19 protein-coding genes and 3 tRNA genes are annotated in these 24,020 nt (G+C 51.4%); 11 read left to right on the top strand and 11 right to left on the bottom strand.

The genetic code is table 11. From position 1 onward, the window contains the following. Nucleotides 1–92: 92 nt before the first annotated feature. From sbmC to ACOTZF_RS08005, 3 genes are all read left to right on the top strand, one after another. Nucleotides 93–566, top strand: coding sequence for a DNA gyrase inhibitor SbmC (gene sbmC / locus ACOTZF_RS07995; RefSeq protein ID WP_013097837.1), 474 nt, complete (start codon nt 93–95; stop codon nt 564–566). Between the two features lie 92 nt (nt 567–658). Continuing rightward, the gene (locus tag ACOTZF_RS08000; RefSeq protein ID WP_129252252.1) at nt 659–1,717 is read left to right on the top strand and encodes an FUSC family protein; all 1,059 of its coding nucleotides are present in this window, start codon (nt 659–661) and stop codon (nt 1,715–1,717) included. 168 nt (nt 1,718–1,885) lie between these two features. After that, nucleotides 1,886–2,221, top strand: a complete 336-nt coding sequence (locus tag ACOTZF_RS08005; protein ID WP_010432067.1) for a DUF496 family protein — start codon at nt 1,886–1,888, stop codon at nt 2,219–2,221. Between the two features lie 49 nt (nt 2,222–2,270). On the opposite strand, the gene ACOTZF_RS08010 is transcribed toward ACOTZF_RS08005, so the two are convergent. Beyond that, a complete protein-coding gene (locus ACOTZF_RS08010; RefSeq protein WP_029881834.1) occupies nt 2,271–2,603 on the bottom strand; it encodes a gamma-glutamylcyclotransferase family protein in 333 nt (110 codons plus the stop codon). A 54-nt stretch (nt 2,604–2,657) separates the two neighbouring features. After that, nucleotides 2,658–2,733 (bottom strand) — tRNA-Asn (locus ACOTZF_RS08015). Nucleotides 2,734–2,894: 161 nt separating this feature from the next. Here ACOTZF_RS08015 and emmdR point away from each other — a divergent pair. Further along, complete coding sequence (gene emmdR, locus ACOTZF_RS08020; protein ID WP_120727113.1) at nt 2,895–4,349, top strand: multidrug efflux MATE transporter EmmdR; 1,455 nt, start codon at nt 2,895–2,897, stop codon at nt 4,347–4,349. A 103-nt stretch (nt 4,350–4,452) separates the two neighbouring features. Beyond that, nucleotides 4,453–4,528, top strand: a tRNA-Asn gene (locus tag ACOTZF_RS08025). Between the two features lie 136 nt (nt 4,529–4,664). On the opposite strand, the gene ACOTZF_RS08030 is transcribed toward ACOTZF_RS08025, so the two are convergent. The 3 genes from ACOTZF_RS08030 to shiA all read right to left on the bottom strand — a co-directional run bounded on the left by ACOTZF_RS08030 (nt 4,665) and on the right by shiA (nt 9,297). Continuing rightward, on the bottom strand, nt 4,665–6,437 hold the full coding sequence (locus ACOTZF_RS08030; protein WP_129252254.1) for an aminopeptidase P family protein: 1,773 nt from the start codon (nt 6,435–6,437) through the stop codon (nt 4,665–4,667). 18 nt (nt 6,438–6,455) lie between these two features. Continuing rightward, nucleotides 6,456–7,910: an AMP nucleosidase gene (locus tag ACOTZF_RS08035; protein ID WP_013097832.1), complete on the bottom strand. Its 1,455-nt coding sequence runs from the start codon at nt 7,908–7,910 to the stop codon at nt 6,456–6,458. Nucleotides 7,911–7,983: 73 nt separating this feature from the next. Then, complete coding sequence (gene shiA / locus ACOTZF_RS08040) at nt 7,984–9,297, bottom strand: shikimate transporter (protein WP_094916753.1); 1,314 nt, start codon at nt 9,295–9,297, stop codon at nt 7,984–7,986. A 192-nt stretch (nt 9,298–9,489) separates the two neighbouring features. Between shiA and ldtA the strand changes: the two genes are divergently transcribed. Then, nucleotides 9,490–10,425 (top strand): L,D-transpeptidase, encoded by a 936-nt coding sequence (gene ldtA, locus ACOTZF_RS08045; RefSeq protein ID WP_029881837.1) that lies wholly within the window; start codon nt 9,490–9,492, stop codon nt 10,423–10,425. A gap of 85 nt (nt 10,426–10,510) precedes the next feature. On the opposite strand, the gene ACOTZF_RS08050 is transcribed toward ldtA, so the two are convergent. After that, a tRNA-Asn gene (locus ACOTZF_RS08050) sits at nt 10,511–10,586 on the bottom strand. A gap of 320 nt (nt 10,587–10,906) precedes the next feature. Here ACOTZF_RS08050 and nac point away from each other — a divergent pair. Together nac and cbl are read left to right on the top strand one after the other, a co-directional pair. Continuing rightward, nucleotides 10,907–11,824, top strand: a complete 918-nt coding sequence (nac, locus tag ACOTZF_RS08055) for a nitrogen assimilation transcriptional regulator NAC (protein ID WP_010432103.1) — start codon at nt 10,907–10,909, stop codon at nt 11,822–11,824. A 96-nt stretch (nt 11,825–11,920) separates the two neighbouring features. After that, nucleotides 11,921–12,871 carry an HTH-type transcriptional regulator Cbl gene (cbl, locus tag ACOTZF_RS08060; RefSeq protein WP_038979628.1) on the top strand — a complete coding sequence of 317 codons (951 nt, stop codon included), beginning with the start codon at nt 11,921–11,923 and terminating at the stop codon, nt 12,869–12,871. Nucleotides 12,872–12,914: 43 nt separating this feature from the next. On the opposite strand, the gene ACOTZF_RS08065 is transcribed toward cbl, so the two are convergent. After that, a complete protein-coding gene (locus tag ACOTZF_RS08065; RefSeq protein ID WP_038979630.1) occupies nt 12,915–13,523 on the bottom strand; it encodes a glutathione S-transferase family protein in 609 nt (202 codons plus the stop codon). A 169-nt stretch (nt 13,524–13,692) separates the two neighbouring features. Between ACOTZF_RS08065 and ACOTZF_RS08070 the strand changes: the two genes are divergently transcribed. After that, nucleotides 13,693–14,586: a LysR substrate-binding domain-containing protein gene (locus ACOTZF_RS08070; protein ID WP_038979632.1), complete on the top strand. Its 894-nt coding sequence runs from the start codon at nt 13,693–13,695 to the stop codon at nt 14,584–14,586. A 129-nt stretch (nt 14,587–14,715) separates the two neighbouring features. On the opposite strand, the gene ACOTZF_RS08075 is transcribed toward ACOTZF_RS08070, so the two are convergent. Continuing rightward, the gene (locus tag ACOTZF_RS08075) at nt 14,716–15,645 is read right to left on the bottom strand and encodes a LysR family transcriptional regulator (protein ID WP_038979634.1); all 930 of its coding nucleotides are present in this window, start codon (nt 15,643–15,645) and stop codon (nt 14,716–14,718) included. 141 nt (nt 15,646–15,786) lie between these two features. On the opposite strand from ACOTZF_RS08075, the gene ACOTZF_RS08080 reads away from it, so the two are divergent. Together ACOTZF_RS08080 and ACOTZF_RS08085 are read left to right on the top strand one after the other, a co-directional pair. Continuing rightward, entirely contained in the window at nt 15,787–16,176 is a 390-nt protein-coding gene (locus tag ACOTZF_RS08080; protein ID WP_013097827.1) for a RidA family protein, read from the top strand. Between the two features lie 47 nt (nt 16,177–16,223). Beyond that, nucleotides 16,224–17,183 carry a quinone oxidoreductase family protein gene (locus tag ACOTZF_RS08085; RefSeq protein ID WP_038979636.1) on the top strand — a complete coding sequence of 320 codons (960 nt, stop codon included), beginning with the start codon at nt 16,224–16,226 and terminating at the stop codon, nt 17,181–17,183. A gap of 379 nt (nt 17,184–17,562) precedes the next feature. Here the strand turns inward: ACOTZF_RS08085 and ACOTZF_RS08090 are convergent, their stop codons facing one another. The 3 genes from ACOTZF_RS08090 to ACOTZF_RS08100 are packed head-to-tail and all read right to left on the bottom strand — an operon-like array spanning nt 17,563 to nt 23,925. After that, the gene (locus ACOTZF_RS08090) at nt 17,563–17,967 is read right to left on the bottom strand and encodes a hypothetical protein (RefSeq protein WP_241692356.1); all 405 of its coding nucleotides are present in this window, start codon (nt 17,965–17,967) and stop codon (nt 17,563–17,565) included. After that, nucleotides 17,940–20,021 carry a hypothetical protein gene (locus tag ACOTZF_RS08095; RefSeq protein WP_241692357.1) on the bottom strand — a complete coding sequence of 694 codons (2,082 nt, stop codon included), beginning with the start codon at nt 20,019–20,021 and terminating at the stop codon, nt 17,940–17,942. The genes ACOTZF_RS08090 and ACOTZF_RS08095 overlap by 28 nt, the downstream gene beginning before the upstream one ends. A 4-nt stretch (nt 20,022–20,025) precedes the next feature. Next, nucleotides 20,026–23,925, bottom strand: a complete 3,900-nt coding sequence (locus ACOTZF_RS08100) for a hypothetical protein (RefSeq protein WP_348563227.1) — start codon at nt 23,923–23,925, stop codon at nt 20,026–20,028. Nucleotides 23,926–24,020: the final 95 nt, after the last annotated feature.

A 24,020-nucleotide genomic window follows, 5' to 3' on the forward strand; every position in this document is an offset into this window, starting at 1 on the left:
CGAGTCTGCTCACATAATAAACACTCCTCGATTGCCGATTATAGAAATTCTGCTTTATAGTGTATAAATATACAGTGATAAACGGAGGCAGTATGGACTACAGCATCAGGCAGGAAAAGAAACGTAAGATTGCCGGTTTTCACCTGGTCGGGCCATGGGAACACACGGTAAAACAGGGCTTTGAACAGTTGGTCATGTGGGTCGATGGCCGACACATTCAGCCGCTGGAGTGGGTTGCGGTTTATTACGATAACCCGGACGAAGTCCCGGCAGAAAAATTGCGCTGCGATACGGCCGTTACGGTACCGGATGATTTCGTTATCCCGGAAAACAGCGAAGGGGTAATGATGACGGAAATTGCGGCCGGAGATTACGCCGTCGCGAAAGCACGTGTTGAAAACTACGACTTCGCCACGCCGTGGTACCAGTTCTTTAACTCCCTTTTGCAGGACAACAAATTCCAGATGGCTCTGAAACCGTGCTTCGAGCGCTATCTCAATGATGGCAACGCCGACGGGTACTGGGACATCGAAATGTTTATCGCCGTAGAGCATAAAGCGGGGTAGTCCTGTTAAATGCAGGGTTTTTCAGCCGGGTGTGATCCGCCCGGCTGAAAACACAGTACAATTGTGATTTGCCGTGTAGCTGGAGAGCGGGTGTGCGTCCCGACAAATCATTAACGTCTTTCGAAATTCGGTTGTATAAACACTACCGCGTGGTTCATGGGTGCCGTATCGCGCTGGCATTCGTTCTGACGTTTGTGCTGGTCCGTTTACTGGATGTTCCTGAAGGAACGTGGCCGCTGATCACGCTGGTGGTCGTCATGGGGCCTATCTCGTTCTGGGGGAATGTTGTCCCGCGTGCCTTCGAGCGCATTGGCGGTACGGTTTTAGGCTCTGCTCTTGGGCTGATTGCCCTGAAGCTGGAGCTTATTTCATTTCCGGTGATGCTGGCCTGGTGCGGTGTCGCCATGTTCCTCTGCGGCTGGCTGGCGCTGGGTAAAAAGCCCTATCAGGCACTGCTGATTGGTATCACCCTCGCAGTGGTGGTCGGCGCGCCAGCGGGTGATATGACCACGGCACTGTGGCGAAGCGGGGATGTTATCCTTGGTTCACTGCTGGCGATGCTTTTCACTGGTATCTGGCCGCAGCGCGCTTTCCTGCACTGGCGCATTCAGATGGCAAATTACGTCACCGCTTTTAACCGCGTCTACCAGGCCGGTTTTTCACCTAATCTTGTCGAACGTCCCCGGCTGGAGAAGCACCTCCAGCAGATCCTTAATGACGTGGTCAAAATGCGCGGTCTGATTACCCCTGCCAGTAAAGAGACCCATATTCAGAAATCGATTTTCGAAGCTATCCAGACCGTGAGCCGTAATCTGGTCTGCATGCTTGAATTGCAAATCAACGCGCACTGGGCCTCGCGCCCCAGCCATCTGTTAATGCTGAACGCGCAGACGCTGAAGGAGACGCAACAGATGACGCAGCAAACCCTTCTGACCATCGCTCATGCCCTTTATGAAGGTAACCCGCAGCCCATCCTCGCAAACAGCGAGCGTCTGAATGAGATCGTTGCCGAACTGAAACAGCTGATCAACGAGCGACAGGGCGATAACGTAGCGGAAACCCCAATCCATGGTTACGTCTGGCTGAGCATGGAGCTGGCGCGTCAGCTTGAGTTGCTGTCGCATCTCATTTGCAGTGCACTGCGCAAATAAAGAGCAGCTATCGCCATATGTGACGGCTGCTGCTTCGATTCAGCATCAATTGGGGTTATGATAGTTTTAAACGATATACTCATTGTCATTCGCAGCCGCTGTCAGTAAGGTTATTGGTACAACGGTTGCTTTAACGAATCCGAATCTCACATTATCAGGGGTGTAAAAATGGAAACTACCAAGCCTTCGTTCCAGGATGTTCTGGAATTCGTCCGCCTGTTCCGCCGCAAAAACAAACTGCAGCGTGAAATCCAGGACGTTGAGAAGAAGATCCGTGACAACCAGAAACGTGTTCTGCTGCTGGATAACCTGAGCGACTACATTAAGCCAGGTATGAGCGTTGAAGCTATTCAGGGCATCATCGCCAGCATGAAGAGCGACTACGAAGACCGCGTTGATGACTACATCATCAAAAACGCTGAGCTGTCTAAAGAGCGCCGTGACATCTCCAAAAAGCTGAAAGTGATGGGCGAAATCAAAAACGCTGAAGCCAAAAGCGAATAATCGCTGCTGATTGCAAAAAAGGCTCTCTGGTGACAGAGAGCCTTTTTTATTACGCAGAGCGCGGCTGAAGCTGGTAGATCCAGGCCTTAACCTGATCACCTTCGGCGGTGGTCACCATGACCTCGACCCGATCGTAGCCGTCTTCAAATTCGTCCAGCATCGGCCAGTGTGCCTCAAGGTTACTGGAGATAAACAGATAACCCTCAACGCGTGGGCCATCGGCGTGCAGCACGATACCCGGAAAATCTGCCGCAGCGCCCCAGCCACGCGCATAAAATGTCCCGGTGACAAAACCGGCCTGCCATTCACCGCCGATGCTTTCGAGAATATGTGCATTTGAATGGCCTGGGCGTAACGTACCGTAGACAAACAAAGAGTCCATTTTTCCTCACCAGAAAAGCAAAAAGCCCGCTTTAAAAGCGGGCTTTTCAGAATGTGGCTCCTCTGACTGGACTCGAACCAGTGACATACGGATTAACAGTCCGCCGTTCTACCGACTGAACTACAGAGGAATCGTTGTGGAGGCTTATCTTAGCGGCGAAAAAACTTTTGTCAAACCTGATCTTAGTGATTAGCGATCGATTGCCGATTCTGTCATCAGTTTGTTGCAAATCCAGACATCTTTTTATGGAAAATACTTTGCAGGATGAGCTTTTCTCCCCCATCATTTGAAATGGAGTTTCAACTTTTCTCGCTAAGGTCCATTTTGAACGTTACTGCCACTCTCCGCCAGGCGATTATGCGCACGCCATGGTATGCAAAACGTAAAAGTTATCGTGTTCTGTTCTGGCGTGAAATCACCCCGCTTGCCGTACCTATTTTTCTGGAGAATACCTGCGTTCTGCTGATGGGGGTGTTGAGCACCTTCCTGGTGAGCTGGCTGGGTAAAGAGGCGATGGCTGGGGTCGGGCTGGCGGACAGTTTTAACATGGTGGTGATGTCTTTCTTTGCCGCTATCGATCTTGGGACCACGGTGGTGGTGGCCTTTAGCCTGGGCAAGCTGGATCCGAAGCGTGCCCGCGAAGCCGCCCGGCAGTCGCTGATGATCATGACCCTTTTTTCGATCATCCTGGCGGCGGTGATCCACTATTTCGGCAAAGAGATTATCGACTTTGTCGCGGGTGAAGCGACGAATGAAGTTAAGGATCTGGCGCTGACCTATCTGGAAATGACGGTCTTAAGCTATCCTGCTGCGGCTATCGCGCTGATCGGTAGCGGCGCGCTGCGCGGGGCGGGCAACACAAAAATTCCGCTGCTGATCAACGGCGGAATGAACATCCTGAATATCATGATCAGTAGCGTCCTGATCTACGGTGTTTTCTCCTGGGAGGGAATGGGGTTTGTTGGCGCAGGGCTGGGGCTGACAATCTCCCGCTACATTGGTGCGGCAGCCATCCTCGGGGTGTTGATGGCGGGGATCACGCCATCGCTGCGCCTCACGTTAAAAAGCTACTTCCGACCCTTTAACTTCGCCATTATCTGGGAAGTGATGGGGATTGGTATTCCTGCCAGTATCGAGTCGGTACTGTTCAACGGCGGTAAACTGCTTACCCAGATGTTTGTTGCCGGTATGGGGACAGATGTGATTGCCGGTAACTTTATTGCCTTCTCCATCGCCTCGCTGATTAACCTGCCGGGTAACGCCTTAGGGTCGGCCTCCACCATCATCACCGGTAAACGGCTCGGCAAAGGGCAGATAGGTCAGGCGGAGCGGCAGCTGCGCCATGTCTTCTGGCTGTCGACCATCGGTCTGACGATAATTGCGTGGGGGAGCGCGCCCTTTGCCGGGCTGATGGCCTCGTTCTATACCCACGAAGATGATGTTAAAGAGGTCGTTAAGATCCTGATTTGGCTCAACGCGGCCTTTATGCCGATCTGGGCGGCGTCCTGGGTACTGCCAGCTGGGTTAAAAGGGGCACGCGATGCCCGCTTTGCGATGTGGGTCTCTATGCTCGGCATGTGGGGTTGCCGCGTGGTAGCGGGTTATACGCTGGGTGTCATGCTCGGTATGGGGGTTGTCGGGGTCTGGCTGGGGATGTTCCTTGACTGGGCCGTGCGTGGGGCATTGTTCTACTGGCGCATGGTAAGTGGGCGCTGGCTCTGGAAATATCCACGGCACAATGCCTGACAAATGTGCGAAATGTTGAATAAATCGGCAAACGATCGGAAATCTGCATTCTGCCTTTGACAACACCGGGTAGCATCGATAATATGCGCCCCGTTCACACGATTCCTCTGTAGTTCAGTCGGTAGAACGGCGGACTGTTAATCCGTATGTCACTGGTTCGAGTCCAGTCAGAGGAGCCAAATTTGAAAAGCCTGCTTTTAAAGCAGGCTTTTTGCTTTTGTGCGTTCGGAAAATTTGCCCGGTGGCGCTGCGCTTACCGGGCCTACGGACGAGTAGGCCGGGTAAGGCGAAGCCGCCACCCGGCAATAAACCGCACTAATGTTTCACACGAATCGGCGCCGTCGCCTCCACCAGCCACGGACGCGCGTCGCTCTCCACCAGCGGTGACAGCGCTTCGCGCACCTGTTGATGATACTCATCCAGCCACTGCTTTTCCTGCTCGTTTAACAAATTGAGTTCGACTTGGCTGAGGTCGATTGGGATCAGCGTCAGCGAAGCAAATTTGCAGAATCCTGGAGAGCTTTCCACAATCTCCACCTGATTTTCAATGCGGATCCCATGGCTATCCGCCAGATAGTATCCCGGCTCGATAGTCATAATATTGCCCGCCACCAGCGGCCACGGGTTGACCTTTTTAGCGATGCGATGCGGGTTCTCATGGATAAGCAACTGATGACCCACGCCATGGCCCGTTCCGTGATCGAAATCCAGCCCCATCTCCCACAGCGGCCGACGCGCGAAGGCATCAAGCTGATGCCCCTGGGTGCCGGACGGGAACTGCAGGGTAATCAGCGACAGAAAACCTTTCAGCACGGCGGTGTAGTGTAAGCGCTGCTGTGGGCTGACCTTGCCCCACGCCAGGGTACGCGTGGCGTCAGTGGTACCGTTATGGTACTGACCACCAGAATCATTCAGATAAAAGTGGTCATGGCCGATGGGTTTGTTGCTGGCTTCGCTTGAGTGGTAGTGGCACATCGCCGCATTGCTGGACGAGGCCGAAATAGTCGCAAAACTTTGCTCAATAAAGCCAGGCTGCTGCTCGCGAAACGCGAGTTGCTGTGCCTGGGCCTCCAGCTCGGTCAGCGGCTGGCCTGCTGCCGCACGTGCGGGCACTTCACGGCTCAGCCAGGCCAGGAAATTGACCCACGCGGCACCGTCCTGATGATGACACTTCCGGTAACCCGCCAGTTCTACCGGATTTTTATTGGCCTTCATCAGCGTGATGGGGTCGGTGCGCCAGAGAATGTCACCGTGTGGCTCAATGGCAAAACGCAGAGCCACCGGCGCTGAATCGGCATCCACCATCACCCGTTTACCGTGAGAAAGGCGCTGGCAGCGTTCAATAAAGGCATCCTGCGGCGCAATGGTAAAAGCGTTTCGCACGCTATCAGGCAGGTTGCTTAGCTTATTGTCGTTAACGAACCACTCAACGCTACCGTCCCGACTGAGCAGGGCAAAAGAGAGCGGAACCGGGCTGGTGGGAATATCTGAACCGCGCACGTTAAGCAGCCAGGCGATGTTATCCGGCAGGGTCACGGCCAGATAATCGGCATTGTTGGCGGCCAGCACGGCGGCGACGCGCTGACGTTTATCTGCGCTGCTTTCACCACTGATTTCAACGGGCATCTCGCGGATAAGCCCCGCCGGAGCGGCAGGGCGATCGGTCCATAACGTATCAAACGGTGACTGGTTAAGCGGCACCATTTCGCACGGTGTCGCAGACAGCGTCTCATAATCGGCATTGGTCATCAGCAGCGCTTCAAAACCAATACGCGTGCCAGCTTCAACGTTGGCCGTCAGCCATTGTGCCAGCGGCTCGTTGTGCAGATGGTGGATCTCTACTTCATCCATGTTGACCTGTACGCGGGCCTGAACCTGATAGCGGCCATCGACAAAGAGCAGAGCCTTGTCTTTTAGCACCAGTGCCAGCCCCGCCGAGCCATCGAAGCCGGTCAGCCAGGCCAGTTTTTCATCATACGGCGCGCAGTATTCGCTCTGCCAGGCATCTGCGCGCGGGACGATCATCCCGTCGAGCTTATTTTCCTGTAGCCACTGACGCAGGGCCGATAACGGTGATGTGTTGTGCATTATTTTTCCTTATTGTTATCAGCGGAATGGCGGTTCGTTAAAGGTACGTAGCTTGCGTGAGTGCAGCCGGTCACCTTCTGCCCGCAGCAAATCAATGGCGCGAATGCCAATTTGCAGGTGTTCGGAGATTGCCCCTTCGTAGAACCGGTTTGCCTGTCCCGGAAGCTTGATTTCACCGTGCAGCGGTTTATCGGAAACGCACAGCAGCGTGCCGTAAGGCACACGGAAGCGATAACCCTGAGCGGCAATGGTGGCGCTTTCCATATCAATCGCCACCGCGCGGCTCAGATTGAAGCGCAGGGCAGAGGCGGAGTAACGCAGCTCCCAGTTACGGTCATCTGTCGTGACTACCGTGCCGGTACGCAGACGCTGTTTGACCTCTTCACCCGGCATGCCACTCACCTCTTTGGTGGCGTCGTACAGCGCGCGCTGCACTTCGGCAATGCTTGGGATCGGGATGTCCGGCGGGAGCACGGCGTCAAGCACGTGGTCATCACGCAGGTAGGCGTGGGCCAGCACGTAGTCGCCAATCAGCTGGCTTTCACGCAACCCACCGCAATGACCAATCATCAGCCAGACGTCCGGGCGCAGCACCGCCAGATGGTCGCAGATGGTCTTGGCGTTTGACGGACCCACACCGATGTTGATAAGCGTGATGCCCTGGCCGTCGGCGGTGATCAGGTGCCAGGCTGGCATCTGGTGCTTCTTCCATGCCAGATCGGAGATAGCCTGCTCAGGCGCTTCGGTTTCAGCGGTGATCCAGATCCCACCGGCGCAGGAGAGGGCGATATAAGGGCTCTCCGGGTCAAGGATCTGGCTACAGCCCCAGCGGACAAATTCGTCAACATAGCGGGTGTAGTTGGTAAACAGTACGAACGGCTGGAAATGCTCGGCTGGCGTCCCGGTGTAGTGACGCAGGCGCGCCAGGGAGAAATCCACCCGGCGGGCGTCAAAATGCGACAAGGGGGAAAACTCTGCCGGGTGATAAATGCCGTCGGCGGTCTCATCGCCAATCTGCGACAGCTCGGTCGTCGGGAAATGGCGCGTCAGCCCTGCGCTCATGGAGCGATCGAGCGTTAACGCCGAACCGTCAATCACGTACGGATAGGGGATTTCATGCTGTGATGGCTCAACGGCAATGTGCGCGCCGTAATCCTGATAGAGCAGAGTGAGTTGCTCCTCAAGATAAGGACGGAACAATGCAGGGCGGGTCACGGTGGTGCTGTAGCAGCCGGAGTGGGTAAAACGCGCGTAGGCACGGGTCTTTGGCGTGGTACTGGCGCTGCCGTCCCAGGTGACAGAGAGCGATGGATAAACAAAAAGGCCCTGGGTTCTGGCCTTTTCGTCGGGAAGTTTCCCTGTTTCGATGTACTCACTGATGGCGCTGCGCAGCGCATTGACGGACTGTTCGTACAGCGCGTCGAGTTTTTCCAGTGCCTGAGCCGGGGTCAGGCTGGAGCCCTTATTATTCATGTCTGTCTCCTTGTTCCACAGGTGTGCTGCTATACCCGATAGTATGTCACACGCCTGTGAAACAAAAGGGAGATCAGGGATGGTGTGTCTCTTTCATCACCAGCGCCGTGGCGGCCGACAGCAGGCAGCCTGCCAGCAGGTAGATCGCCACGCTGTGCCAGTTTCCGCCGGAGAACGTCACCAGCGCGGCGGCAATAAACGGCGTAAATCCGCCGCCCACGACGCTCGCCACCTGGTATCCTACGCCCGCCCCGCTGTAGCGGTAGCTTGCGCCGAACAGTTCGGTAAACATCGGTTGCTGCACGCAGACCACCATGTCATGGGCAATGTTGGCGAGCATAATGGCAAAGAAGACTATCCAGAAGACCGACTGTGCCTCCAGCGCCATAAAGAACGGCCAGGCGCTGAGGGAGCCAATCAGCGCACCGGTAATATAGACGCGGCGGCGGCCAAACCGATCCGCAAGCCAGGCGAAGCAGGGGATTGTCAGACAGCTGATCCCGCCCACCAGCAGACCGATATTCAGGAACAGCTCACGGGGGAGGCCGAGGTTCTGCGTGGAATAGTTGAGGGCAAACGCGGTGACGATATACATCGTCAGGAGCTCGCACAGGCGCAGGGCGATAATTTTCAGAAAAGCGCCAGGATGACGAATGAGCGCCTCCATCACCGGCAGCCGTTTTCTGGCAACGGGGTTTTCCCGCTGCTGTTCAAACTCGGCGGACTCTTCCATTCCGTTACGGATCCATAGCGCGGCGATAACCAGGACGATGCTGAAGATGAAGGGAATGCGCCAGCCCCAGCTCAGAAACTGCTCATCGGTCGTGAAGTGGCTGATAAGCGACACCAGCCCGGTGGAGAGCAACAGACCCACGCCGTACCCAACCTGAACACCGCTGCTGTAGAACGCCTTTTTATTTTTCGGTGCGCTTTCGACCGATAACAGCGCCGCGCCGCCCCATTCGCCGCCCACGGCAAAGCCCTGAATGGCGCGCAGGGTGACCAGCAGTACCGGAGCCCACCAGCCAATCGTGGCAAACGACGGCAAAATACCGATGAGCGCAGTGGCGATCCCCATCATCCAGACGGTGAGCATCAGCATGCGTTTGCGGCCAAGTCGGTCGCCAAAGTGGCCGAAGATCACCCCGCCCAGCGGGCGGAACAGGAAGCCGACGCCAAAGGTGGCAAACGCGGCGAGCGTGCCCATGGCGGGGCTAATTTGCGGAAAGAATTCGCGGTTAAACACCAGAGCGGCGGTGATGCCGTAGAGCAAAAAATCATACCAGTCCACGACGGCCCCCGCGAAGCTGCCAAAGGCGGCGCGGCGGGCACGGTTAAGGCAAGGGGTCCCCTCGCCGGGACGTGTGGAGATGAGGGTGGAGTCCATAGTTGTCCTGTCTGCACTGATTTTTTATTTATTGGTATAAGAAAAGGTTACTCACAAAGCCATCGTCATAGCGACGCGATCTATGAGACTACCGCGACGGGCGGCACGAGGAAACTGATTTTATTTCCTGATGGGTAATGCAAAGCGGCTACGCTATGCTTAGCAAATAGTGAAGCGACTAAGGAAGGGAATATGCGTCGTAGAAATGTGCTGGGCTGTCTGGCTGCCTTGCTCATAAGCCAGAGTGTCCAGGCGGTGAGTTATCCTTTGCCGCCCGCCGGGAGTCGGCTGGTGGGCAGCACGCAGGTTATTACCGTACCGGACCACAACACCTTACCGCTTGAAGCGTTTGCCGCGCAGCACGGGCAGGGGCTGAGCAACATGCTGGAGGCAAACCCCGGTGTTGATCCGTTTTTACCGCAATCCGGTACCCGACTGGTGGTACCTCAGCAGCTCATTCTTCCCGATACGGTTCGCAAAGGCATCGTGGTGAACGTGGCGGAAATGCGCCTTTACTATTACCCGCCAGGCAGCAATACCGTTGAGGTGTTTCCCATTGGTATTGGCCAGGCCGGGCGCGAAACGCCACGCAACTGGGTGACAGCCGTCGAGCGCAAGCAGGAAGGACCAACCTGGTCGCCCACGCCAAACACCCGGCGTGAATATGCAAAAGAGGGGAAAACGTTGCCCGCATTCGTTCCCGCCGGGCCGGATAACCCGATGGGGTTGTATGCGCTCTATATTGGCAGGCTTTATGCCATTCACGGTACCAACTCGAATTTCGGCATCGGCCTGCGCGTCAGTCAGGGCTGCATTCGTCTGCGTAATAACGATATCAAATACCTTTTCGACAATGTGTCGCCAGGCACGCGCGTGCAGCTTATCGATCAGCCTGTAAAAGTGACGACGGAGCCGGACGGCAGCCGCTGGGTGGAAGTGCATGAACCGCTGTCGCGCAACCGCGCAGAATTTGAATCAACCAATAAAGTGCCGCTGCCGATTACCCCCGCGTTGCGGGCACAGCTAATAAACGAGGGGGCGGGCGCTGAGCTGGAACGTCGATCCGGGATGCCGGTTAAGCTTGCTTTGCCCGGTGGCGCTGCGCTTACCGGGCCTACAGTCCCGTAGGCCGGGTAAGGCGAAGCCGCCATCCGGCAGTTTTCCAGAACGCACAAAAGCAAAAAGCCTGCTTTAAAAGCAGGCTTTTCAAATTTGGCTCCTCTGACTGGACTCGAACCAGTGACATACGGATTAACAGTCCGCCGTTCTACCGACTGAACTACAGAGGAATCGTGTGAACGGGGCGCATAGTAACGACCTCGGTTCGCCTTGTCAAAGGGTGAAACCACGCTTTGCGTCTGTTTGCTGACAATTTCAGCAAAGTGGCGATTTTGCCAACGTAATGCACCGTTGTGGTGCGGATATACCTCTTATGGGGCAGATCATAAACCGCTGTTTCAGTAATAAATCCGGCGTCTATGATTAGGTTTCCTTATTTTCAGGCGCTTAGCGAACAAATCAGACCTGCTGGTAAAACTGGCATTCATATTGCAAAACCTGTTCAACAACAACAGCCAGTACCGGCACAGCATTTCGAACAGGGGGCAAAATGAACTTAAGACGACTGAAATACTTCGTAAAAATCGTCGATATCGGCAGCCTGACTCAAGCGGCGGAAGTGCTGCATATCGCGCAGCCTGCGCTGAGCCAGCAGGTGGCTACTCTGGAAGGCGAAATGGATCAGCAGCTGTTGATCCGCACCAAACGCGGCGTGACCCCAACAGAAGCAGGCAAGATCCTGTATACCCACGCGCGCACCATTCTTCGTCAGTGCGAACAGGCGCAGCTGGCGGTAAATAATGTTGGCCAGACGCTGAGCGGACACGTTTCCATCGGGCTGGCACCGGGGACCGCAGCGTCTTCAATCACCATGCCACTGCTGCAGGCGGTGCGCGCTGAGCTGCCGGAAGTGCTGGTCTATCTGCACGAGAACAGCGGCTCTGTCCTGAATGACAAGCTGCTCAACGGCCAGCTGGATATGGCGGTGCTTTACGATCGCTCCCCGGTTGCGGGGATCACCAGCCAGCCGCTGCTGAAAGAAGATCTGTATCTCGTGGGCACCCGCGATTGTCCGGGGCAGAGCGTTGATCTCACTGCGGTCGCAGAAATGAATCTTTTCCTGCCGCGTGATTACAGCGCCGTGCGCGTACGCGTGGACGAAGCGTTTTCCCTGCGCCGCCTGACGGCGAAAATCATCGGTGAAATTGACTCCATCTCCACGCTGACTGCGGCGATTGCCAGTGGGATGGGCGTCACGGTGCTGCCAGAATCCGCCGCCCGCTCGCTGTGCAGCGCAGCAAATGGCTGGATGGCGCGCATCACCACGCCATCAATGAGTTTACCGCTGTCGCTGAACATGTCCGCCCGCGGCTCGCTGTCGCCACAGGCGCAGGCGGTGAAAGAAATTTTAATGTCGCTGGTCAGTAAGCCATCGCTGGAGAATCGTGAACTGCAGCTCGTGAGTTAATATTCCAGAAAAGCATAAGATGCTGGTTTTTATTATTTGTTCTGCAGCTCAGCTGACTCTAACAATAGAGCTATGTCAGATGCGCCGGAGTGAATCGTGAATTTCCAGCAACTTAAAATTATCCGTGAGGCGGCCAGGCGGGACTATAACCTGACCGAAGTCGCCAATATGCTCTACACCTCCCAGTCGGGCGTCAGCCGCCATATTCGCGAGCTGGAAGAAGAGCTTGGTATTGAGATTTTTATCCGTCGCGGCAAGCGCCTGCTTGGCATGACGGAGCCAGGTAAAGCGTTGCTGACCATCGCTGAGCGGATCCTCAACGAGGCCAGCAATGTCCGTCGCCTGGCGGATCTCTTTACCAATGACGCCTCCGGCGTGCTCACCATCGCCACTACCCATACTCAGGCTCGGTACAGCCTGCCGCCAGTGATAAAAGCGTTTCGTGAAATTTTCCCGGACGTTCGCCTAGAGCTTATTCAGGGCACGCCGCAGGAAATTGAAATGCTGCTGCAAAACGGTGGGGCGGATATTGGTATCGCCAGCGAACGCCTGAGCAACGACCCGCTGCTGGTGGCCTTCCCCTGGTTCCGCTGGTACCACAGCCTGTTGCTCCCGCTCGATCATCCGTTGAATCAGGTTTCACCGCTGACGCTGGAAGCGATCGCGAAATGGCCGCTGATTACGTATCGCCAGGGTATTACCGGGCGTTCGCGCATCGACGAGGCCTTCAACCGCAAAGGGTTAGCGCCGGATGTGGTGCTGAGCGCGCAGGATTCCGATGTGATCAAAACCTACGTTGAGCTGGGGCTGGGCATTGGCCTGGTGGCGGAACAGTCTGGTGGCGAGGGTGATACCGGAAACCTCGTGCGTCTGGATACACGTCATCTGTTCGATGCCAATACCGTATGGCTCGGCCTCAAGCGCGGGCAGCTACAGCGCAACTACGTATGGCGCTTTATCGAGCTCTGCAACGCCGGGCTGTCCGTTGACGAAATCAAACGCCAGGTGATGGAGCCGGAAGAAGTGGCGATTGATTATCAGATATAGCTGCTGGCTTGCCCGGTAGCGCTGCGCTGACCGGGCTCATTGCTTAGTTGAAATGATATTTTTTAAAGACCGACTGCGATTCGAAGGTGTCGGCAATCGCCTGAATATTCCTGAAATCTGCTGCGTTGACAACGTGTGGGATCATCGACTGAATAAACGTCCAGACCACCGTACTGGTGACGGCAACCTGATCGGGAACTGTGGTGGTCGGGCGCTTCTCCAGCAAGGTATTCCATTCCCTGCAGGCCGCCAGAAGCTGGATTGTAATGCGTTCGATCCATGAAGCGTGCTGTTTCTCCAGCGGCCGCTGGTGGTGTTCATACACATTTTGCACGGCTTTCTCAGCGGCGGCGAGGATAAAGCCCAGCGTCTGAAGATCGTTTGCCAGTGCATCCGGCGCGACGGGCAGGAGTCTTCGCTCGGGGGCGGCCTGAGCCTCAAAATAATTAAGTATCAGCGATGAGTCCATCAGACGCGTTCCATTATCCAGAACCAGCGTTGGCGCTTTTACCGCAGGGTTGAACCGGGAAAATTCTTCAAATGTGCTGAATACCGACAGCGGCTGGCTTTCAAACGCAACGCCATAAAGTTCCAGGGAGACCGCCACGCGGCGTACATAAGGTGAATCCAACATGCCAATAAGCTTAATCATAATCTCCGTTTTCCTGTCGCTGTGAAATGACACGCTATTGAAGCTTCTGAACAGACATTACGATACATTCGTCATGACGAATATCTTCAATATCTTACCGCCAGAGTTAGTATTACTGACATATCGCCAGGCCGCCTTTTTTATATTGTGTTTGGTTCAGGGAGTTTTCATGTCTGATTTTCCACCTATCGCCAGTTTGCGAAGCTTTGAAGCCGTCGCCCGTCTTGGCAGCGTGACGCAGGCGGCGAAAGAACTCCACGTTACCCATTCCGCTATCAGCCAGCAGATTAAAGTGCTGGAGGAGATGGTGGGCGTTAAGCTCTTTATCCGGAACGGGCGAGGGGTGCAGATCAACGAAGAAGGGCGGCTCTATGCCATACAGGTACGCGAGGCGCTGAACCATATCGCAGATGCTACCCGGCTCGTGCAGGTGAAGCCGAGAAAGCAGGAGCTGACGCTGGCAATGGTGCCGTCTTTTGGATGCCACTGGTTAATGCCGCGTCTGGAACGCTTTCGGGCGAAATATCCACTTATCACGCTGCGGATCCAGGCCAGCCTGACAGTCACCAGCCTGCAGCAGGAGGGGATAGACATCGCCATACGGATGGGGAGGGGAAAATGGGAAGGGAGTAACAGCCATTTTCTTTTTTCCGATGAACTCATTGTGGTGGCCGCACCTGGCTATAACGACGGTGTGCTGCCCACTACGCCGACTGAGATTGCAAAGAGTCATATTATTTTTTCCATGGAGTCGTGGAAAACGTGGTGCGTGAATGCGGGGCTTGAGAAAGAGATCGTGCCTGGTGGTTTATGTATTAACGACTCCAATATCATCCTTGAGGCTGTCCGACTCGGGAAAGGCATTGCGCTGGAGCGCCGTTCTCTGGTTCAGGATGCCATCACCCGGGGAGAACTGGTCCAGCTTACCCCTTTCACTGCGCCGTATCCCTGGCCTTACTGGCTGGTGGCATCGCAGTTAACGGAGGCGAAGCCGGAGGTGGCTCTCTTTGTCGAGTGGCTTGATGAGGAAGTGGCGGCCTGGCGTCAGCTCACGGAGTCCTGAACTCTTTTTTACAATACTGCCCGCAATACGGTGAATGCCTGACGGAGGATTCACCGAAATACTCCTGCATGTCTTCAGCTTTCACATAACAACACATGGATCATACACGTTCTCTCAGGATAATCGCTGCTATAGCTTTACGGCTATGTTGGCGTTGGGGACATGCTGCTGTATCAATTCAACGATCCAGTCTATAAAAACGCGCAGTCTGGCGTTGACATGGCGGTTCGGCGGAAACGCCAGGTACAGGGGCATTGGAGCAATACGCCAGTGTTCAAAAAGCGGAATCAGGGCACCACGAGCCTGATGCGCTGCCGCCATATAGACTGGCAGTGCGATCACTCCTAATCCCGCTAACCCGGCTTCGAGGTAAGCATTGCCATCATCCACGGCCAGTACATAGCTGCCCGTGATTTCAATACGTTCACTCTCACTGCGCAGTACCAGAGGATCAATCTTACCGGTGCGTGAGGACAAGAACCCTACGATGCGATGGTCGGTGTTTTCCAGCTCTCGCGGGTGCGAAGGGGGGCCAAGGCGTTCCAGATAATTGGGGGCGGCGTAGACGCCGATTTGCAAATCTCCGACATGGCGTGCAATCAGGGACTGATCGGTGATCTCGCCGCCGCGCAGCACGCAATCCACGTTGTCGCCAATCAGGTCCACCACCCGGTCGCTCACACCCATGTTGAACTGAATGTCAGGGTAGCGTGCGTGGAAAGCCGGTAGCGCCGGCACCAGGATGAGGCGGGCCAGCGGACTGGGCACATCCACCCGTAGCCGTCCCCTGGGCGTAATTGCCGCACTGGACAGACTGTTTTCAGCATCTTCCATGTCCGCCAGCAGGCGGATGACGCGTTCGTAGTAGACCGCGCCATCGGGAGTGACGCTGAGTTTGCGGGTGGTGCGATGGAGCAATCTGACGCGCAGGCGCGCTTCCAGCTGCTGAATAAGCTGCGTCACCGTGGTTTTGCTCATATGAAGCGTTTGGGCAGCCTTTGTGAAGCTACCTGCCTCTACCACGCGAGCAAAGGCGCGCATCGCATCGAAACGATCCATTCCTTATCCTCTCTTTTCACCGATTGTTTGGATATTACAAACAATGATGGACAAAGTCGCTTGTTTATCCGCCCGATCCTGCACCTGTAAAGTGTCTTTAAGCTCATTGGGCAGATTTCGCCCCATTGCAAAGGTGTAAATATGACAGCACGCGAAGCAGTTTTTCCCTCAGGACGCCAGGCGCTCTATGAGCGCAATCGCTATTCACCGGCCATCAAATCTAACGGTTTCCTGTTTGTTTCGGGGCAGGTTGGTAGCCGTGAGGATGGTTCGCCTGAGCCCGATCTGAAAGCGCAGGTCAGGCTGGCATTCAATAATCTTAATGCTGTCCTCGCGGCTGCGGGCTGCACGTTCGATGACGTGGTTGACGTTACCCTTTTTGTCGTCGATCCCGAGTCAAACCTCGACGCTATCTGGAGTATCCTGCCAGAATATTGGGGAGAAGCGCCTTACCCAACGTTGACCGGGATCGGCGTTACGTGGCTGTACGGATTCCAGTTTGAGATTAAGGTGATTGCCAGGCTGCCCTGAGCGGTAGGGGCTTTCCGCCAGTCGAAAGACAAGACAGAGGAAAAATAATGAAAGCAGCGATTTATGACGTAGAAGGTGCTCCCGGTGTTCTGAAATATGTTGATGTTCCGGATCCGGTTGCGGGGCCTGACGAGATCCTGATTTCTGTCGAGGCCATTTCGATAGAAGGTGGCGATCTGATCAACCGCCGTTCAACTCCGCCGCCTCTTCCTTCATGGATTGTCGGCTACGCGGCCGCGGGCACAGTGGTTGTCGTCGGTTCGAAAGTCCGTAACCGCCGAGTTGGGGACAGAGTGACGGCTTTTAGCATGCAGGGATCGCATGCGGAACGTTGGGCTGTACCTGAGGAACGAACCTGGCTTATACCCGACGGGGTGGATATGGCAGAAGCGGCGGCGGTACCGATTTCTTTTGCAACCGCGCATCATTGCCTTTTCACACGTGGCATGCTCCGGCACGGAGAAACTGTTCTGATTCAGGCAGCAGCGGGTGGCGTGGGGCTGGCGGCCGTTCAGCTTGCCTCACAAGCAGGCGCAACGGTCATCGCCGTGGCAAGCGGAACTGAGCGAATAAGCCGTTTGCATGAACTGGGTGCCCATTACGTCGTCGATCGTGCAAAAAATAACGTTGTGGACAGTGTCCGACAGTACACTCATGGCACCGGTGTTGACCTCGTCATCGATCCGGTGGGGACGACGTTGCCTGCCTCGCTTTCTGCACTCGCGTCGGAAGGACGTCTCGTCTTCGTCGGTAATGCGGGCGGTGGCAATCTGACTGTAGACTTATGGCCGCCAATGCAGTCTAACCAGACACTTATGGGGGTATTCATGGGGCCCCTTTTTGAAAGACCCGGCGTTCGGACAAGCGTGGACAACATGTTGCAGGCTGTAGCGGCAGGGCGCATCAGGGTTGTCATTGATCGCATCTTCCCACTGGCTAATGCAGCCGCGGCCCATGAATACGCTGAGACAGCGAAACCGCTTGGCCGCATCGTTATGAAGCCATGAGGCGCGTTTGACCAGTATGAGTGAGTGGCGTCAGAACTATATTAGAAGGATTTTGTGGATGGTACCAACTGTTTTATTTTTTTGCGTTAAGGGACATTAAGGTGCTCTCTGCCATAGAACTTACTTGATCCCAAAATTCTTATGATCTGGAAGAGAAAATGAAAATAAAAAAGTCTGCTTCAAAAGCAGACTTTTCAAATTAGGCACGTCTGACTGGGAGCACTTAGTCATTAATTGGCTGATTGGTAAGCTAAACTTAAATCAATCTATGTCTAGGTTAATGACAAAGCTGATATTATTACATTTCATATGTTCTTCATTTTTCTAGATTGTCCACAAATACCTCAGGTTCAATATTATTACCTGAGGCATTGAAACTTTACTCTGTCAGCGACACATCACGCACATCATCCATCTGAACCTGACATTCCTTCCACCGACGCACAAGCGTAGCTACACAAGGATTGCCCGCTAGTTGATTCATTCTGACCCAATCAACATCAACCAGTCCGGCAAGAAGTTCGTAATTAAGTTCGCCCTGCACTGCATGCCATTGGCGAATACTAGGCTGACGCTGAATAATAGGTTGAGGGGAGGAAAGGCTACCAACAATGACGTAATTTTGCTCTGGGTCATGCCAAAGTCGTGTAATACCCGGTACGTTCTTGAGCCAGTTTCGAGGATCACCTAATGGTAAATCAAAGACGCGTGATAATAATTTATTCCATGATGCTATTAACGATGTGCTTGCTCTTTTTACTGGTTTTTGAACAACTCCAACCATAAGCGTATTCTTCTTCTCAGACCATTGGGAAAAACATATTTTTTTAAAGTATCATAAGTAACATTAAGTTCATTATCTGAATAATATTTCCTTAAAGCACATTGCCATAGGTCACTCAAAAACTCTAATTCGCGAAGTAACGTATTTTTATTTGTATCGGATAGTTCACCTTCTTCAGTAAGTTGATCTATATGAAACGTCAATTCATCGATTTCTGGTAATAACCATTGATTAAGAGGGAGTTGTTGCCGTTGAGAATCCAGAATAGTCATTAAATCGTTTAATTTCTCCGGAAGCATATGAGGTGATCCATATTGTGGATCCTGAAGGACAATAGTCACTTCTTCCGTTTTGTGAATTATCACCGTCAACCGATTAATAAATCGGGTCAACTTCTCTGCTTCATTCCAAATCCCTTGTGTAATATCTTGGGGGCGATAATGGTAAGGCCATTTTTCGTTAAGCAAAGTGAGTAATGCTGTTACTGAGGTATCAAATGAACGGAGTATATCATCACAGGCTGAAATAGCATCTGGCATTGCTGGATGAAAAGGTAATATTATGGGGCGGTCTTGTTTAACAGTGAACAAACAACCATTAGTGATTACAGCGAGATTGTTAGTGAGTAGATCCTTCTGTTGCGGAAGTGTCACACTAATTTTTGTCTCATTGCATAGCAGCAAATGCTTCAAGGCTAACTCTTTATATACAATTTCAACATTACGTGCCAAAGATTCTTGAAAAGATTTTTTCTCAAAATCACTGATATTATAATCATAGTAACGAGAATCTGTGACAGGAATAAGCCTTGTGTCACCGTCAGGGGTAGACTGTTCTATTATTAAGTTATCTTGGATTGGGTCGCCTGTAAGATCAAATGGATTAACATTAATATGCTGGCAGGCAGCTTTTGTTCTTAATGTCTGTGTCAATGGATAGCGATCGTCAATGATACCCGGAGTCTGATCCAGCAAAACAAGGAGACACTGTGATCCATCAATTTCCATGTTGACAATCTGATCTGGTTCTATATCAGGTAGTAATGACATGCGTGCATCAGGATATTTTTCATTCAGCAGCGACTGAATGTTATTAACAATATATTGCGGGGATACATTTTTCGAAAGACGTAGATCTAGAACCTTTATCTCTTTGTCAAGCTGTACACTTGGGAATTTAGCCTTGTCAGTTGCTTTGAATTTTGTTTTAAGCGGTAAAGGACGTAACTTAAGTACTACTCGGGATAAACCGAAACCAAATTTTCTCGCTTGCTCGATAAATTCATTTTGAACGGGCTGAAGGATCCAAGGCCAGCTGTTTTTGAGTGAGGTTGAGGACGAAAGGTCGAGAAAAGGGCGTAGCTTGCGTTTATCTTTATTTTTGGCTACTTCCCGGTAAATCTGAGATATAGGTTTTGTCGTTTTCTCCGCTTTCCAGCGGACAAGAACATTATTTTTATCATATATCCATAATGGTTGATGAATATTAAATAATTCGTTTTTTATATCGACTGGACGTAGTGGGACATTTTTATGAAATAATATAACCTCAGTTATATTTTTATCGCTTCTTTGTTGAGTACGACAATCCAGACTAATTGCATTGATACCGCAACTATTCTTACTTTTCCAGACGTCAGTCTGTAGTAATGGGCATCCCAGTGTATGGCTACCTTTGCAATGCGAACCAAAGGCGGAGACTTTACGCATGATAAGCCGGATCCATACTGGATTCAGCATAGCCTCGTAATGGACACGCGTTGGCTCAACAATAATCCCATCACCATTTTTTATTATTGGTGGATTGTCTTGCTCTGAGTCCAAAGCAACGTATAGCCCAAATTGATCTTTATGAGACTTCATCAAATAAGGGTAATAACGTCTACCTAACTCATCATCAATTTGGGTTTGCCATTCTTTCCAGCGATAGTTTTTACTTAATGGATAATGGTAGACAACCAGTTTTTCAGCTTTCTCCCGATCGATCTCGTTGTCCCGGTAAATCATGTGTGAAAGGGGGAGAGAACGGATTATTTCGTCATTACGTTTCGCCATGATGTTATACTCTTTCCATAATATTTTGATTAATGATTTTTTTGAGTTGCCCGAACCCGGGTGTTTCCACTGAAATGGTGTCCGGGGTCACACATCCGCCGAGAACCAGAATGTCTGCATCATAAGGATTTTGAACAGGGGTCAACTGGTGAGAGAAACCCAGTAATTGACTGTCAGCATGTGGAGCAACAAAGTTGGCGATAACCAATTTGGTTTTATTACCCTCGATAGCGCGAATTTGTGCCAGTTTTTTACTCAGACCCAGAGGGGTATGCTCTTGATTTGCGCCAGACACCAACCATTGTTGATATTCTTCATCTGCCTTATCGAGAGTATCTTGTCTCCAAAACTTAGCATCCACACGATAATCAGAATTTTTTATGCTGAAATCATACTGCTCAAAAAGCCGGTGATTGCTCACTTTGCTGCTGGTAATGATGCCCTCTGAATAAAGAAGTGCCCGAATAGCTTCTTCTCCCAGACGTCCCATCAGAAGGCGTTGTATAACTAATGGGTGGAATGCGTAACGCTCTTCCAAATCGTTCGCGAAGGGCATAATGGACGTTCTGTAACCCTTACGGTTGAACCAGTCAGTAATGACAGGATGACGTTGGATATACTGGTATAGTTTCTGAGGGTTGTATTGGCGCCGTCCTTCTGCTGCTTTGTCAAAAAACTGCCATGTCTGTGGGGAGTACCAGATTTTGCCGTCAGTATTAGCTAATTTCGGTTTTTCAAAGCAAGCCCATTTATATAATTCAAGATTAATGTCAATAGCGTTTTTTCCAGGTTTCCAAGCTAAATCATGTTGAAGCACTGCTTTACCGAGTTGCCGCCAGAGTAATAGGATGTCATCTCTTGGTGTTGATTGTTCCCGTAACAACCGAATAGCCGGAACTAGTCGTTGATCGATATAATTCAATGCTAGTTTTCCAGTCTGTGTCGGCGTCATGAGCTGGCTGAAGAAATTATTCTGTGTCAGTTCATCACGTTCTCGAAGCGTATCCAGTAATTGACGATTGAGTGCCGAAAGCTGTCGACGATTTGATGTATAGATAGGCAATGAAGCAAAGCGGGACAGGTCTTTTGCTAGTTCAGGATCAAGGTGAATCTCAGCGTTGGGTACTTCGCACCAAGCTCGCTCAATACGACCAACCTGCTGTTGAACATTGGCTGCCGTATTTTTTATATAATCGCTGGTTCTTTTATACTCTCCGTTTAATCGGGAGATATCGCTCTTTCTGTTCAACATCAATGGCAGGATGAAGCGCTGATGCTGTTTACGTGAAATTTCACCTGCACGTAGTAGTTTTTCCAGATTGCGTAACTGGAAGCCTGCATGTGCCATATTATCATTGCTACCAGCACTGGTCTGGAAAGCGGAAAAGTAAAAATGACGTGATTCCAATAAGTATAAACAGGTCAAATCCATACTTTTGCCGGATTCAGGCAGGTTGAAATCTAAATTTATACCGTTAGTAGAAGAGGCAGTTTGTGTCAGCACAATAACAATACGTCGGGAAGCAAATGCCGCCTGATAGGCATCACTGAAGCCCTTTTTTTTCTGACATTCTGCGGTTAACAGACAGATTAGCGCGGGCTCGTTATGTATAGTCAACGGGATAAATACATCCGTAAAATTCCTTAGCAGAAGATTGTCGGATAAAGGCGGATCAAGCTTTAACCATGTGAGGCATTCTCTGCTTTGTGTCGCTATTGCAGTGGTTAGCCATTTTCTTAAATAAGATATGGAATTAACAAAAGCCAGATGCCCTCGGTGCTGAGGCCTTTCTCCTGCAAGCTCCAGCACATCCAGAAGTTTAAATAGAATACTCTGCCGATACTCTGATTCGAAATCTGTGGAAGGTTCATCATCATTCTGGAAAAAATCGGGGGGCAGAGAGGCGAGAAGATCGGCTGAATGCGGGCTGTTCTTTGTTTTATTAAAATCATGGATCTCAATATTCAGTTGTGTCTTTCTGATGCTTTCCTTGCTGCTATTGATCACTTCAATCGCGGTATTTTGTAACTGAAGGTCATCATCAGTCTGAACGTAAGGAATCGGTTCTTTAAACCAGGAATCAGGTCGGTTTTTAAAAGTAGTTCCTAGAAAGCTTTCCTTAACTTTAGGGTTACGTGCTTCTGCAATATAGCGTAAGGCTGAGTTTAACCACCGAACATCAAAGTGGTTACAGGCTCTTTCAATATAAGATGTAGCCGACAGTGCAAAAACGAGATTACGGCTGGCTAGCGACAATAGTAAACCTTCTGCTGTTGTTGGTAAGAACGCACGCTTAATCTGTATTCGTAATGGATCAATATCGGTATCCACTACATTTTGTTTCAGCAACCAGTTAGTTAACCCAAAAATACTGGCATGTGTATTGGGCAAAATATTACTTTTTCTTAGTTCACGCAGTTCAGGCAGATCGGTACGTGGTAACAAAAATCGAGACATATTTGGCAGGGTTGAACCATAATATGACGGTCTGTAGTCGTTAACTGGGTCGAAAAGAAGTCGGGTTAACTTTTTGATGTATTCATACGTTTCATCTTCGCTGGCTGTCAGGTCCGTTAACATCAGACTGAACTTTCGAATAAACTTTTCCATCAGGCGCAAAAAATCACTGATGTCGATAACCTGATCGTTATCCTTAAATGAGGAATCTGGGGTGATAATTTCGTAGCCATGTTCGGCCTGTCGCATGATAAGGCGCTCGCTGGTTACCAGTTGATCGGAGCGAAATAAATAATGTTCACCGAAGGGTTTTTTATCCAGATATTGTTGCAGAGGAATTACTAGCGATCTGGCATGTGTTAAATCAATTTTTTTTCCTTTTAAGGCGTTATCTAGTTCGTTAAGAAATGTCCCAAGACGTTCGCGGAGCATCGGTGCAGGTGCTGTTTCAACATATTGCATACGTTGCAGTAATCTGCGTCCCCCCTCTAGTAACTGTCCCAAGCATTCAGGCGGCTCCTGAACCCATTGAGCTTGCGCCAGATATTCCTGTAGCACCTCAGCCTGATAATCGAATTCATCAATAAAAATGACATAATTGCGCAGCTCTTTGCTGGACATTCGTACTCTGCGCCGCCCGTCGTAAAATGATGAAACCAGCTTTTGGGTTGTCATAATCAGTAGGTGTTGTTTTTCGTCACGCCAGGCGATGGCGGGCAGAATGCGTCTGACCCAGGCATCACGGCGGAAGTCATCAACTCGTTGCTTGGCGGCCTGCATGAGTTCATGTTCTTCACCATATTTTTCTTTGTGGTTCATGGCTTCTTTTTCCAGCAGTTTGATATTTTGAATTAACGATATCTCAACTGCCGCACATGACTTTATTAACGCCTCTTTTTCACTGGCAATAGATGCATGTAAATGTGCCGGGTATGCTTTCAATGATTTATTGATATAAAGGATATTCCTGCAATTCTTACGCAGTTTGTCTGCAATATCTGGGTTGACAAACAAGTTTTTTCCCTCAAGTTCGTTGATGGAGTTAAAGGGATCCGGGAGTGAATCTACGGAAATATCTTTCTCATGAGGTAGCGGCGTAGCCTCGATTGCAGAAACAATTTGTTCATCCTGCGCATAAAGCACACTAACGTTAAATGGTTTTCCATTGCTGTCTTCGTGCGAAACTGTTTTTTCGTAAATGTCGTGGAGTATATTCCAGCGATGGGTAACCAGAATGGCCTGAGAGCCTGATTTTTTTATTGTCTCCAACGCCGGAGGTACGTTATCGGCGAAGCCAGAACGATAGAGAGCGCTAGTTTTCCCACTCCCTGTGGGCCCCTGTAACTGACAAAAACCAGCGATGTGTTTCGTTGTTCTGGATTTTTTTGCTTGGTATAACGTATGTTCGATAACGGCATTATAGGAATGCAGTAAAGGGGGATTCACATATCACCTCATCTATCTCGACTTTTAGACGACTAATATTTCAACAAGTTATGTTACGCCTCTTGGATGACATTGCAATGGTTGTGGTTAATTTT

Source organism: Enterobacter cloacae complex sp. SHL021, assembly GCF_049237765.1.
Classification (GTDB): domain Bacteria; phylum Pseudomonadota; class Gammaproteobacteria; order Enterobacterales; family Enterobacteriaceae; genus Enterobacter; species Enterobacter cloacae.

Coding starts and splice junctions, on each gene's coding strand:
- sbmC (WP_013097837.1), top strand. CDS start 93: ATGGACTACAGCATCAGGCAGGAAAAGAAACGTAAGATTGCCGGTTTT.
- ACOTZF_RS08005 (WP_010432067.1), top strand. CDS start 1,886: ATGGAAACTACCAAGCCTTCGTTCCAGGATGTTCTGGAATTCGTCCGC.
- ACOTZF_RS08010 (WP_029881834.1), bottom strand. CDS start 2,603: ATGGACTCTTTGTTTGTCTACGGTACGTTACGCCCAGGCCATTCAAAT.
- emmdR (WP_120727113.1), top strand. CDS start 2,895: ATGGAGTTTCAACTTTTCTCGCTAAGGTCCATTTTGAACGTTACTGCC.
- ACOTZF_RS08030 (WP_129252254.1), bottom strand. CDS start 6,437: ATGCACAACACATCACCGTTATCGGCCCTGCGTCAGTGGCTACAGGAA.
- ACOTZF_RS08035 (WP_013097832.1), bottom strand. CDS start 7,910: ATGAATAATAAGGGCTCCAGCCTGACCCCGGCTCAGGCACTGGAAAAA.
- shiA (WP_094916753.1), bottom strand. CDS start 9,297: ATGGACTCCACCCTCATCTCCACACGTCCCGGCGAGGGGACCCCTTGC.
- ldtA (WP_029881837.1), top strand. CDS start 9,490: ATGCGTCGTAGAAATGTGCTGGGCTGTCTGGCTGCCTTGCTCATAAGC.
- nac (WP_010432103.1), top strand. CDS start 10,907: ATGAACTTAAGACGACTGAAATACTTCGTAAAAATCGTCGATATCGGC.
- ACOTZF_RS08065 (WP_038979630.1), bottom strand. CDS start 13,523: ATGATTAAGCTTATTGGCATGTTGGATTCACCTTATGTACGCCGCGTG.
- ACOTZF_RS08070 (WP_038979632.1), top strand. CDS start 13,693: ATGTCTGATTTTCCACCTATCGCCAGTTTGCGAAGCTTTGAAGCCGTC.
- ACOTZF_RS08075 (WP_038979634.1), bottom strand. CDS start 15,645: ATGGATCGTTTCGATGCGATGCGCGCCTTTGCTCGCGTGGTAGAGGCA.
- ACOTZF_RS08080 (WP_013097827.1), top strand. CDS start 15,787: ATGACAGCACGCGAAGCAGTTTTTCCCTCAGGACGCCAGGCGCTCTAT.
- ACOTZF_RS08085 (WP_038979636.1), top strand. CDS start 16,224: ATGAAAGCAGCGATTTATGACGTAGAAGGTGCTCCCGGTGTTCTGAAA.
- ACOTZF_RS08090 (WP_241692356.1), bottom strand. CDS start 17,967: ATGGTTGGAGTTGTTCAAAAACCAGTAAAAAGAGCAAGCACATCGTTA.
- ACOTZF_RS08095 (WP_241692357.1), bottom strand. CDS start 20,021: ATGGCGAAACGTAATGACGAAATAATCCGTTCTCTCCCCCTTTCACAC.